The 12,118-nt window shown below is 40.2% G+C and carries 11 protein-coding genes and 1 tRNA gene; 5 read left to right on the top strand and 7 right to left on the bottom strand.

All coding sequences use genetic code 11. From position 1 onward, the window contains the following. The 3 genes from CWB60_RS04455 to CWB60_RS04445 form a co-directional block, all read right to left on the bottom strand. Positions 1–59: transfer RNA gene (locus tag CWB60_RS04455), tRNA-Val, on the bottom strand. 121 nt (positions 60–180) lie between these two features. Further along, positions 181–1,227 (bottom strand): DUF3080 family protein, encoded by a 1,047-nt coding sequence (locus CWB60_RS04450; RefSeq protein ID WP_138579857.1) that lies wholly within the window; start codon positions 1,225–1,227, stop codon positions 181–183. Next, the gene (locus tag CWB60_RS04445) at positions 1,220–2,569 is read right to left on the bottom strand and encodes an MATE family efflux transporter (RefSeq protein ID WP_138579858.1); all 1,350 of its coding nucleotides are present in this window, start codon (positions 2,567–2,569) and stop codon (positions 1,220–1,222) included. Before CWB60_RS04445 ends, CWB60_RS04450 begins: the two co-directional genes overlap by 8 nt. 128 nt (positions 2,570–2,697) lie before the next feature. Between CWB60_RS04445 and CWB60_RS04440 the strand changes: the two genes are divergently transcribed. After that, on the top strand, positions 2,698–3,324 hold the full coding sequence (locus CWB60_RS04440) for a riboflavin synthase (RefSeq protein WP_024033478.1): 627 nt from the start codon (positions 2,698–2,700) through the stop codon (positions 3,322–3,324). On the opposite strand, the gene CWB60_RS04435 is transcribed toward CWB60_RS04440, so the two are convergent. Next, positions 3,321–3,524: a CPXCG motif-containing cysteine-rich protein gene (locus CWB60_RS04435; RefSeq protein ID WP_004586763.1), complete on the bottom strand. Its 204-nt coding sequence runs from the start codon at positions 3,522–3,524 to the stop codon at positions 3,321–3,323. The two genes, CWB60_RS04440 and CWB60_RS04435, sit on opposite strands and share 4 nt — an antisense overlap. 197 nt (positions 3,525–3,721) lie before the next feature. Then, positions 3,722–4,585: a fructosamine kinase family protein gene (locus tag CWB60_RS04430; RefSeq protein ID WP_138579859.1), complete on the bottom strand. Its 864-nt coding sequence runs from the start codon at positions 4,583–4,585 to the stop codon at positions 3,722–3,724. A gap of 109 nt (positions 4,586–4,694) precedes the next feature. Here CWB60_RS04430 and CWB60_RS04425 point away from each other — a divergent pair, with 109 nt between their 5' ends. Beyond that, on the top strand, positions 4,695–5,387 hold the full coding sequence (locus CWB60_RS04425; protein ID WP_029772433.1) for a hypothetical protein: 693 nt from the start codon (positions 4,695–4,697) through the stop codon (positions 5,385–5,387). A gap of 49 nt (positions 5,388–5,436) precedes the next feature. On the opposite strand, the gene CWB60_RS04420 is transcribed toward CWB60_RS04425, so the two are convergent. Beyond that, the gene (locus tag CWB60_RS04420; protein WP_138579860.1) at positions 5,437–5,802 is read right to left on the bottom strand and encodes a DUF3718 domain-containing protein; all 366 of its coding nucleotides are present in this window, start codon (positions 5,800–5,802) and stop codon (positions 5,437–5,439) included. 250 nt (positions 5,803–6,052) lie between these two features. Here CWB60_RS04420 and CWB60_RS04415 point away from each other — a divergent pair, with 250 nt between their 5' ends. The 3 genes from CWB60_RS04415 to CWB60_RS04405 all read left to right on the top strand — a co-directional run bounded on the left by CWB60_RS04415 (position 6,053) and on the right by CWB60_RS04405 (position 9,576). After that, complete coding sequence (locus CWB60_RS04415) at positions 6,053–6,838, top strand: hypothetical protein (RefSeq protein WP_055253785.1); 786 nt, start codon at positions 6,053–6,055, stop codon at positions 6,836–6,838. 100 nt (positions 6,839–6,938) lie between these two features. After that, complete coding sequence (locus tag CWB60_RS04410) at positions 6,939–8,321, top strand: amidohydrolase (RefSeq protein ID WP_138579861.1); 1,383 nt, start codon at positions 6,939–6,941, stop codon at positions 8,319–8,321. Between the two features lie 10 nt (positions 8,322–8,331). Further along, positions 8,332–9,576: an amidohydrolase family protein gene (locus tag CWB60_RS04405; protein WP_024033483.1), complete on the top strand. Its 1,245-nt coding sequence runs from the start codon at positions 8,332–8,334 to the stop codon at positions 9,574–9,576. Positions 9,577–9,721: 145 nt separating this feature from the next. Here the strand turns inward: CWB60_RS04405 and CWB60_RS04400 are convergent, their stop codons facing one another. Next, complete coding sequence (locus tag CWB60_RS04400; protein ID WP_055253781.1) at positions 9,722–11,944, bottom strand: NADP-dependent isocitrate dehydrogenase; 2,223 nt, start codon at positions 11,942–11,944, stop codon at positions 9,722–9,724. Between the last annotated feature and the right edge of the window lie 174 nt (positions 11,945–12,118).

The raw sequence follows: 12,118 nt of genomic DNA, 5'->3' as shown, positions 1-12,118 counted from the left end.
GAGTGGATTCGAACCACCGACCTCTACCATGTCAAGGTAGCGCTCTAACCAACTGAGCTACGGTCGTATTACCTAATTAAGATGCGATAAATTTAATTATCAGCGGCCGCTAATATATAGCGTGGTGAGTGGTGAATCAAGCAAGTTTGTTGCTTTTACGTTTATTTGCCGTTTTTTTATTCATATTGGGCTGATTTCACACGTTTTATAAAAGTTTTGCCACCAGGTAACGTGTTTTTTGGCTGAGCCTTTAAGCTGGTTTAGTAGATTGTTTTGTGAATCAAGCGCTATTAAAGTATTTATTTGCTTATTTGTTATGGCTTGGTCAAACCACAGTTGGTTATACAAAGGTAAAAGTGTTTCAAGGTAGCCTGCTAAATTAGCCTGATAAGGCTGTATTTCTTTAAGGAAATACTTTTGAAACACGTTACTGACGATAGTGGCTATTTTTTTATTTTTTCCTGCTGGGCATATTTCATCAATGGAGAGCGATTCAATAAATTGCGTGGCTGAATTATTAAACGCTATTTGCAGCCGTGTAGAATAAATGAGTAATTGGTTAAAACGGTACTTATTAAGCTGTTCTAACGCGTTAAAAATGTCTGCGGAGTTAATTTTTAAGTAATGTTTATTGAGTATGTGTTGTTTTATGAGTGCAAGCTGCTGCATGGCTGCTACCGTGTCGCTAAACCCTGCAGGGGAAGCAGAAAGCTCTGCGCTGCTAGCTTGCCACGTGTTTTTTAGCTCAAATTCGTTATACAACATTAAATTAAAGTAGTGGTTTAGTGTTTGCTCTTTATGTGTTTTTGCTTTTAACAGGGTTTTATAAACTGCTGAGTCAGGCTCAAGCGTGCTTAAGCACTGCTGTGCATTTTGCACAAACTCTATTTGATACTTTAAAACACCGGCATGTCCGGCCGTTTTACCAAGCTGATTGTTGTGCTCACTAATAAGTAAGCTGAGCTTACAATGACTTAAGCTTGCAAGTTCAATCAAGCTAATGGTGGCGGAGTTTAAAAGCGTTTTAGGGGGTAAAAGCGGGCTAATTGCTTCAGGTTTACTTAAACCGGGGGCTTGGGTTTCAAGGGGATTACTTAAGCGTGCTATGTATGTGTGATAAGTGTTGCTGGGCGCTTTTGAACACCCTGCAAGCACGGCGCAACACACAGCTAATAAACAACTTAACCATGTTTTGCTTGGTATTAATGTTCGTGCTTTTTTATACAAATGGCGCCTGCTTTAATCGCTTATTAACGGTGAACATAAGCCATACAGCAGCAACGGTTAAACCAAAAATAATACCTATCCAAAAACCGTGCGGCCCCATGGCGGGCACAATTAAATCTGTTCTTCCCAATACGTAGCCTAAAGCAAAACCGATTAACCAGTAAGATATAAACGTTATATACGATATAGGCTGCGTATGTTTTAAACCTCTTAAAATGCCGTTCGCAGCGACTTGAAGTGCATCAGGAATTTGATAAATACATGCCAAAATCATAATTGAGGTCGCTAATGCAATAACGGCTGGGCTGTCGGTGTAAAGTTGGCTTATTAAATCGCGGCCAATAAAGGTTATAAAAGCTAAAAATAAGGCAATAGCAATGGCTAATATGTAGCTGGTTGATATAGCAGTTTTTAATTGGCTTAAATGGTTTTGACCAAATAAATTACCAATACGAATACTAATGGCGATAGATAAGCTCAGTGGCATCATAAATAATAACGCGGTCACGCTTCCCGCAATTTGATGACCCGACACAGCAACAGCACCTAAGTGTGCAATAAATAATGGTATACACGCAAATAGCGTAATTTCAAAAAAGGTGGCCAACGAAATAGGTATACCTAATTTTGTAATAACCCCAATGGTTTTAATATTGGGCTTTTCAAAATTTGCCAGCAGGGCTTTTGCATCGATTTTTTTACTAAACTGGCAATACGTTACTTGTGCAACAGCCATTACAGTTAGTACCAATGCCGTAGCAATGCCACAACCAGCGCCGCCGTAGGCTGGTAAGCCAAATAAACCATTTATAAAAATATAGTTAGCCGGAATATTAACGCCAAGGCCCAGTAAGCTGATATAAAAAGCGGGTTTTGTCATCCCCATGCCTTCGGTCATATTTCGATAAACGGTAAAAATTAAAAATCCAAAGGCTCCCCATTTCACAAAATGGATATAGTCATAAGCAAGGCTTGCGATAGCGGGGGTTGTATCGAGTTTTAAAATCACTATATCGGCTATGTTGGCTATACCAAAACCAATTGCGCTTAAAATAGCGGTTAAATACAGAGCTTGCTGAAAATAATGGCTAATGCCTTTTTTATCATTAGCGCCCGCAAATTGGGCAATAATACCAGTTAACGCGAGCAAAATACCTTGCAGCGCCAGTAATAACGGGTTCCATATACCGGTTGCAATCGATAGCGCAGCCAAATCTGTTGGGCTTACTTGGCCTGCCATAATGGTGTCGACCACCGACATTAAAACGAGTGTTACTTGTGCTAAAAATACAGGTACGGCAAGGGTGATTAAACGTTTGGCTTCCCAGCTACTAAAGGTCATAAAAACAGCTATTTGATAAAACAGGGCGCAATTGTAATCGATTGTGTTTCAAATAAAAATCACTGTAGTGAATGATTTTACGAGTTGATACGTTAAACTAGCACTTTGTAATAATTTTAAGTGATTTTATGTTTACAGGAATCGTTCAAACTCAAGCTACTGTTGTATCTACCACGCATACCGAAGGGGTTTTACGTTTGGTTGTATCGGTAGGTGATGAATACGTTAAACATTTAGATTTAGGTGCGAGCATTGCAATTAATGGCTGTTGTTTAACGGTGGTTAAAGTTGAATTAAGTAACCACGATGTAGTGGCGCAAGTACATTTTGATGTAATTGATGAAACACTATTACTAACTAATTTAGGCAAGCTTGCACTAGGTAGTTTAGTTAATTATGAGCGCTCAGTAACCTTTGGTACTGAATTAGGTGGGCATATTGTATCGGGGCATATTCACTGCACTGCCCAAATCGGGCAAATAGTTAAGCAACAAAATAACTGTAAAATTCAGTTAAGCTTACCTACTAAATGGCAAAAGTATGTTCTGTATAAAGGCTTTGTAGCAATAAATGGCGCAAGTTTAACCGTGGGCGAAATTGACGAGCAGGGGTTTTGGTTACACCTGATCCCCGAAACGCTGGCCATTACAAATTTAGGTAACGCTCAAGTAGGTGATGAACTAAATATAGAAGTTGATCAGCAAACTTATACCATTATTAACACGGTAGAAAATTACTTACGCCACCAAGGCTAAAAAATTTGTTCATCGTCGCTGTCTATGTGTAACTCTAATTTTTTATGAGCATGGTCTATGTGCATGTTTAAATGAATAGGGTTACAGCAGGCACTGCATTCTTCTACGTAGTCTTGATCCCCCATACTTGCGTCAATGTCTAGGTGTATGTGGTTGCCACAGTGTGGGCACGTGATACGTTGTGATAAAAAATCTTTCATAATCACTCCAATAGTACCAAGGTAAGAATTAACTTATTGATACACATTAATTAAGTTGTGCAGTTATACTAGCAACAACTTGATGGCTCAAAACTGAACTAAACAACAAGGTATTGAGCCTAAATAACATCCTTTTTAAATATAGTGCTGAAGCAACGATTATGACAGTTATTTTACGCCTTATGAGGCGTTATTATTTAAAGCGATAGCAGCTCATCAATATGCTGCTTAGCCTGAGTAAGGTAGTGCCCTGCAAATATATTTGCGTGATTTAAAATAGGGTAAAGTTGGTATATTGCTTTGCGCTTTTTATAGTTTTCGCTTAATGGATATTGCGCGTTATAGGCGTTATAAAAATCATCAGGTAAGGGGGCAAATAGCTCACTCATTGCAATATCTACCTCGCGGTCTCCGTAATAACATGCGGGATTAAATAAGGTCGGTACATTTTTAATAAAGCCCATATTTCCTCGCCAAAAGTCGCCATGTACTAAAGAGGGCTCCACAATATGGCTGTGCAATTGCTCTTTTACCAAATTAATTAATAGCTCAGGCTCTACAAGCTGAATTCCTTTTTCGGCTATTAGTTGCAGTTGCCAGCCTATGCGCTCTTCTGCGTAAAATAAGTCCCATTTTTTATGCCACTGGTTTGGTTGCACGGTGGTGGCTAGGTAATTATCTACATCAAAGCCAAACATTGCTTGGTCGTGCTTTTGGTGCAGCATAGCCAGTTGTTTACCCATATCGTGCCAATGTGTGTGGGGCTGTTTATCAAGTACTAACCACTCGAGTACAATAAACGAAAATTCAATATTAGCACCTGTTACAATGCAGTCGGGCACCATAAAAACACTATTTTGGGTGAGCTGCTTAAGTCCTATTGCTTCGCTTTCTAGACGATCTAGTTCGCTTTTAAGGGCAATTTTAACCAGGTAATTGTGTTTTCCATCGGTTAGTTGATAGAGTTTATCGGTATTTGTACTTTGCAGCTGACGTTTGTAAGTATGTTTAAAGTCATAATGAATGGCTTGGCTAATGTGCTCGTTTACTGTTTTCCACATATCAATTGCTCGCCTTTTAAACAGATACTTAAACTATGGCAAAAAAGTATTAATTTAACAAACTAATCGTTGTAAAATTAACGATATAAAAAATGCTAATGGAGTAACAATGAACAAAAGTTTTATCACCAATTTGCTTGCTGTCTTGTGTGTAGTTATAGGCTACTTTTTTAACCACGCTATTGTGTTATCGGTGGGGTTATTTGCGCTATCTGGTGCTGTCACAAACTTATTGGCTGTTCATATGTTATTTGAAAAAGTACCTTTGTTATATGGCTCGGGTGTTATTGCTCTAAAATTTGAAAGTTTTAAAGTGGCTATTCGTAATTTAATTTTGACTGAGTTTTTCTCTGAGCAAAAAATTAATAACCTACTTAGCAAAGCGCAACCTAATATCGATTTTGAGGGCATTATTACTAAAGTTGATTTAAACCCTGCATTCGACAACCTACTTCAAGTAATAGAGCAATCACAGTTTGGCAGTATGTTAGGTATGTTTGGTGGCACAGCGGCTATAGAGCCAATGCGAGAAAAGTTTATTGAAAAAATGCAGCTATCACTTGCGCAAATTAGCCAAACAGACGATTTTAAAGTGCTAGTAAACGATACGTTATCGCAAGGGAATAGCGCACAAAGCTTACATGCTACGGTACTTAAATTAGTTGATGAGCGCTTAAATGAACTCACCCCAAAAATGGTTAAAGACATTATTCAAACTATGATACGTGAGCATTTAGGTTGGCTAGTAGTATGGGGCGGTGTGTTTGGCGGTTTATTTGGCTTAATTGCGGCCATTATTTAATAAACTAAGCCTGCTTACAAAGCAGGCTTAATTTTGTGTTAACGCCATACTATTTTGGCCCTGTGATGATTACTTTTTCTGGGTTGTACGATTTAGCTAAATCTTTAATTGAAGTGCTAGTACTGGTATCAATATTCAAATAATTTGCGCTTTTATCAAGGTTATACAAAGTAACAAAGTCGCCCATTGATAAGTTATTACAGTGCAGCTTTTTGCTCATTACCGCTTTGCTTATATTTAAATCGCGTGACGCTTTACGTACTACGTACGATTTATTAGCTGCAACAGCCATACAAGCCTGTGTACCTGGCGATGAATCGGCCGCGACAAATTGGGTGGCTAATGCTGGTTTTGCAATTAGTAAAGTAGCGCCTAGTACCATAGTTGTGCATAAAGTAGCTTTTAACGTGTTCATAATTAGTCCTCATTGTTTGTGGTTCAGCTTTATTATTGAGCGATTCAAACTAAAAAGCTGTTAACCAAACGCAACAAGGTGTAAGCAGGTATGTTTAAAAATACACACTTAAGCTAGGTGACTGAATTTAAGCCCTAATAAATGTGTTTTTTGACACACTTAGGCAAAATTATTTTATAGCTACTGACATATTTTCTCAGCCTGCTATTATCGCCCCCATTATTTACGCGCTTAATTTTTAGGAGAACCAGTGAGCAAAACGTTAGCCAGCTATTACCAGCAAGCGTATGCCTGCGAACACAAGCATTTTAACCAATGTTTTTATTGTGGATGCGAAGCCACAGAGCGCGATCATTGCCCGCCGTTACATATGCTACAGAGCATTATTGATTTAGGCGAAGAGGCCGACTTTGTCTCTATTGCCGCGTGTTATGAGTGCCATGCCTTATTACATAATGAAAGGCTAATGACGATAGATGAGCGTTTTACAAAACTTAAAAAAAAGCTCTCTAATAAGTACGCTAAGGCGCTGCGTGTTTATAACATGTGGGAAGAAAACGAATTAAGCGAAATGAGTGACGAATTTGCGCACAGCATTCAAGCGGGTATGAAATTAGGTAAAGAGGCATCTGAGCGTTTAGCGTTTACAGGCTTTACATATGCCACCGAAGAAGCCCGCGTGACCGTACGCGAAAAAACCAAAGAGTTTGATGTAGAAGGCACCGTTTTTACCGACTTTAAAGAGGCATTAAATTACTGTATTAACGTACTTAAAGTTCAAAAAAGTGACTTTTATAAAATATTGGTAGAGGATTATAACGGCGACTTTAATAGAGCACTTAGCCAGTATCGTCATCGCCATGATAAAGTAACAGCAGCAAGCGATGGCAATACATTAATTAAGGATTTTGCTAAGCAGCATAAGCAAAACTCAGACTTTGTAACTCGCACCGTAAAACACTTTATAAACAAAGACCCATCGCTTACAACCGAAGGCGCACTTGAAAAGCTGTATAACAATTATATAAAAAAATAATTACAGCCGTTTAACTCATTTAATCGCTTTTTTACCTGTTTTTTTAGCTTTATTACGCCGCTTTAGCTAAAGTAGCAAAAAAACAGGAGAACCTAACAACATGCAAAAATTTGCTCCCTCATTGTTAGCAGTTGGTTTAGCTGCTGCCCTTGTTGGCTGCCAAGAAAACGGCCCACAAGATGCAAAAATCACCATTAATAAAAACCCTTACCCAAGCACCTACACACCGCTTGCAAGTAAAAGCACATTAATTACCAATGCGACAGTACTTACTGGCACTGGCGAGCGCTTAGATGACGCCGATGTGTTACTTGTTGATGGTAAAGTACAACAAGTAGGTAAAGACTTATCGGCCAATGCAGATGCAACCATTGATGCACAGGGCAAATGGGTTACCCCAGGTATTATTGACGTACACTCTCACTTAGGTGCTTACCCAAGCCCATCGGTTGAGTCTCATCAAGACGGAAACGAAATGACCAGCCCAAATACTGCTGAGGTGTGGGTAGAGCATTCTGTATGGCCTCAAGATCCTGGCTTTAACCGCGCGCGCGAAGGCGGTATTACTTCACTACAAATTTTACCAGGCTCAGCTAACTTATTTGGTGGCCGTGGCGTAACACTTAAAAACATTCCTGCGCATACCATGCAAGCAATGAAATTCCCTGATGCGCCTAATGGTTTAAAAATGGCCTGTGGTGAAAACCCAAAACGCGTATATGGTCGCCAAGGTACTTTGCCTTCAACCCGTATGGGTAACATGGCCGGTTACCGTATGGCATGGGCAGAAGCCCAAGAGTACAAACGTGCATGGGATAAATACGACGCCGATTATGAAGCAGGTTTAAACCCAGAAGCACCAGTTCGCGATATTAAGCACGATACTCTTCGCGCGGTCATTGAAGGTGAAGTGTTAATTCATAACCACTGTTATAAAGCTGAAGAAATGGCGATGATGATCGACCTTTCAAAAGAATTTGGCTATCACGCAGGTACGTTCCATCACGGTGTAGAAGCTTATAAAATTGCAGATTTATTAGCTGAAAATGGTTCGTGTGCTGCACTTTGGCCAGATTGGTGGGGCTTTAAAATGGAAGCCTACGATATGGTTCAAGAAAACGTAGCTATTGTTGATGCGGTAAAAAATTCGTGCGCCATTGTGCATTCTGACTCAGACACCACTATTCAGCGCTTAAACCAAGAAGCGGGTAAAGTAATGTACCGTGCAAACGAAAATGGCTTTGATATTTCGGAGCAGCACGCGATTAAGTGGATCACCTCAAACGCGGCTAAATCATTAGGTATTGAAGATAAAACTGGTTCGCTTGAAGCAGGTAAGCAAGGCGATGTGGTTATTTGGAACCAAAACCCATTTAGCGTTTACGCAAAAGCTGAACAAGTATTTATTGATGGCGCAAAAGTTTACGATAGAAACGATAGCGCATTTCACGCACAAAGTGATTTTATGTTAGGCCAACAATAAGGAGCCCAGAATGAAAAATTTATCACGTTCGTTTTCGCTATCTCTGGTTGCTGCCGGACTATTAGCCTCAGGTGCAGCCAATGCACAATCGCTTGCTATTATTAATGCCACGCTGCATACGGCAACCGAGCAAGGTGTTTTAGAAAACGCCAGCATTGTTATGGATAACGGTAAAATTACCGCTATTAATCCACAGCAAGTACAAGCAGATAAAGTTATTGATGCAAATGGGCAAATTGTAACCCCAGGTTTTATTGCTAGCATTAATCAACTTGGCTTAGTGGAAGTAAGTGCAGTTGCAGGCTCACGCGATGCAGGCGAAGAAAAAGCAGGCATTGATTTTGATGTAAGCCTTGCTTATAACGCTCACTCAAGCCTTATCCCGTATGCACGTAAAGGCGGTGTAACCCGCGATGTAATTACCCCGCACGGTGGCGATAGTATTTTTTCGGGCTTAGCAAGTGTGGTTGATTTAAGCGGTGATTTACAAGGCGACATACAAAAACAAGCTGCATTAGTGGTTTATTTAGGTGAGCGCAGTAAGGGCTCGCGCGCATTTACATTGCAAACGCTAATTAATAAGCTTGAAGAGCACCAAACAAAAGCAGCTAAAAAGCCTAAAAAAGACGACGACAGCACCCCAAGTACTGAAGATAAAGTAATGGTTAAAGTACTTAGCGGCGATATGCCACTTGTAGTGGGTGTATCTCGTGCGGCTGATATTATTGAGCTACTTAAAGTTAAAGAGCAATTTGGTATTAATTTAGTGCTCAATGGTGCACAAGATGCTGTTGTTGTTAAAGAGCAGATTGCTAAAGCGCAAGTACCAGTAATTATGAGTGCTATGGATAGCTTACCTTCAAGCTTTGACTCTTTACATGCCAGTTTAGATAACGCAGCCGCGCTTGAAAAAGCTGGAGTAAAAGTTATTTTAACTGTGGGCGGCGATGCCAGCCATAATATTTACCAGCTTCGTTTTGATGCCGGTAATGCAGTTTCGTACGGCATGAGCCAGCAAGGTGCACTTAATGCTGTTACATCCAATGTAGCCGACGTATTTGGCATAAATGCAGGTAGCCTTGAAGTAGGTAAAGCTGCCGATGTGGTTGTATGGAGTAACGATCCATTTGAGCTAAGTAGCCATGTAAGTAAAATGATTATTAACGGTGAAGAAGTATCTACGCAGTCGCGCCAAGATAAACTGCGTGAGCGCTATACCACTGAGTCATCTATGCCGCGAGCATATACAAAATAATTAATATAGCTTTAATTATCCAAAATTCAGGTTAATTATTAAAGGCCGCTACTTTAAAGTTAAAGTAGCGGCCTTTTTATATAAAATAAAGACACAAAAAAACCGCTTACTTTAAACGTAAGCGGTTTTTTTATTTAATCTAAAATTATACTAATTTAGATAAAATTTCGTTAAACGTTGCACTTGGGCGCATTGCTTTAAACGCTGCATCATCATTTGGTTGGAAGTAACCACCAATATCCATTGAAGGACCTTGTGCATCGTTAAGCTCGCTTACGATTTGCTCTTTTTGCGTTTCTAAATCGCTCGCAATTTGTGTAAATTGCGCTTTAAGCTCGCTGTCTTCGTCTTGCTTAGCCAGCTCTTGTGCCCAGAATAAAGATAAGAAGAAGTGAGAACCACGGTTATCAATTTCTTTTACTTTACGTGAAGGCGACTTGTTTTCAGCTAAGAACGTACCTGTTGCTTTATCTAGTGTGTCAGCAAGTACTTGTGCTTTTTTGTTGCCTGTATTCACGCTTAGGTGCTCAAGCGAAGCCGCTAGTGCTAAAAACTCGCCTAACGAATCCCAACGTAAGTGGTTTTCTTTTTCGAACTGTTGAACATGCTTAGGTGCTGAACCACCTGCGCCAGTTTCAAATAAGCCACCACCGTTCATTAGTGGCACAATAGAAAGCATTTTAGCACTGGTACCCAGCTCTAAAATAGGGAATAAATCTGTTAGGTAGTCACGTAATACGTTACCCGTTACAGAGATAGTGTCTTTACCTTCTTTAATACGCGCTAATGAGAACAAAGTTGCTTCAAGCGGTGCTAAAATTTGAATGTCTAGGCCATCAGTATCGTGATCTGGTAAGTATTTGTTTACCTTTTTAATTAGCTCTGCATCGTGAGCACGATTTTCATCTAACCAGAAAATAGCAGGTACGCCCGTAGCACGTGCACGGTTTACAGCAAGCTTAACCCAATCTTGGATTGGTGCGTCTTTAACCTGACACATTCTCCAAATATCGCCTTGCTCAACAGTGTGCTCAAGTAATGTTGTGCCATTTGCATCAACAACACGAATAGAACCATCCGCTTTTGCTTCAAACGTTTTATCGTGAGAACCGTATTCTTCTGCTTTTTGAGCCATTAGGCCTACGTTTGGTACGCTACCCATAGTGGTAGGATCGAACGCGCCGTTTTCTTTACAAAAATCAATTGTAGCTTGGTAAACGCTTGAGTAGCTACGATCTGGGATCACAAAGCTAGTGTCTTGTAGTTTACCGTCGTTGTTCCACATTTGACCGCTTGAACGAATAGCAGCAGGCATAGACGCATCAATGATCACATCGCTTGGAACGTGTAAGTTAGTAATGCCACGGTCAGAATCAACCATTGCAATAGCAGGACGCTCAGCGTAAACCGCTTGAATGTCTGCTTCAATTTCTTCGCGCTTAGCATCATCTAATGTTTGAATTTTAGAATAAACGTCGCCTAAACCGTTATTTACATCAACACCTAGCTCTTCAAAAAGCTCGCCGTGTTTAGCAAATACGTCTTTGTAGAAAACTTTTACCGCGTGACCAAAAATAATTGGGTCAGATACTTTCATCATTGTCGCTTTCATGTGAAGCGAAAATAATACGCCTTTTTCTTTAGCTGCATCAATTTCTGCTGCTAAAAACGCTTGCAGTTTAGCTGCGCTAATGCGCGATGCATCAATTACTTCGCCAGCAATTAGCGGCGTGCTTTGTTTAAGTACAGTCACATCGCCATTAGTCGCTACGTGCTCAATACGTACATCAGTTGCTGCATCAACAGTTACAGATTGCTCAGACCCAAAGAAGTCACCTTCGCTCATGCTTGCAACGTATGATTGTGAGTCTTTGCTCCACGCACCCATAGAATGAGGGTTATTGCGTGCATATTCTTTAACAGAACCTGGTGCACGACGATCTGAATTACCTTCACGCAATACTGGGTTTACAGCACTGCCTTTAATTTTGTCGTAAGTTGCTTTAATTTTAGCTTCTTCATCATTTTTAGGCTCAGCCGGGTACTCTGGTAGTGCGTAGCCTTTTTCTTGAAGCTCTTTAATGACAGCGCGTAATTGCGGTACAGACGCACTGATGTTTGGTAATTTGATGATGTTTGCTTCTGGTGTTTTTGCAAGTTCGCCAAGTTCTGCAAGCGCATCGCCAATGCGTTGCTCTTCAGTAAGGTAATCAGCGAAGTTTGCAATTACACGACCTGCTAATGAGATATCGCGAGTTTCAACTTCAACACCTGCCGCATTTGTATAGGCTTGGATAATTGGTAGCAACGAGTAGGTTGCTAGCGCCGGAGCTTCGTCCGTTTTAGTGTAGATAATTTTTGATGTCATCATCATTCCTAGATAGTAGGCCGCAGTGGCCGTATTCAACAATGCAAAGAAACTCATTAGCGCATGGTTGCGTTAACAAGCAGTTTGTTAGGTGTCGGTACTCTTAATATGCCATAAGGCAGAATAGTCACACCTGACTAACTGATTTTTATAGGTTGCAAAGTACACGTATTT

It is taken from the genome of Pseudoalteromonas sp. S327, from assembly GCF_005886415.1.
GTDB classification, from domain to species: domain Bacteria; phylum Pseudomonadota; class Gammaproteobacteria; order Enterobacterales; family Alteromonadaceae; genus Pseudoalteromonas; species Pseudoalteromonas atlantica.
The sequence above is the reverse complement of the archived record's forward strand: the minus strand, read 5'-3'. Positions and strand labels throughout refer to the sequence as shown.